We start from the raw sequence: 240 nt of genomic DNA on the forward strand, positions 1-240 counted from the left end.
GAAGGACGCCAGGAAGGACTCCAAGAAGGATTGCATAAAGGCGAAAAACGGGGGATCCTGAAAATCGCGTGTGCGATGATCGACATGGGTATCGACCGTGAAACGATAATGAAAACGACCGGGTTGAGTCAGAACGAACTTGAGCAAATACGCCACTAACTCGTGCTGAGAGTTTTTAATCAGTATTCAATGATTCATGTTAAAAGAGGATCTTACGGTGACTGTCAGAACAGTCACCGA

Annotated in this window: 1 pseudogene; it reads left to right on the forward strand. The window is 45.8% G+C overall.

The window, feature by feature from the left end:
* Positions 1–159 (forward strand): annotated as a pseudogene (locus ABR397_RS24060) (ISNCY family transposase); the annotation flags it as partial.
* Positions 160–240: the final 81 nt, after the last annotated feature.

The sequence above is a fragment of the Photorhabdus viridis genome (assembly GCF_040256935.1).
Lineage (GTDB): Bacteria > Pseudomonadota > Gammaproteobacteria > Enterobacterales > Enterobacteriaceae > Photorhabdus > Photorhabdus viridis.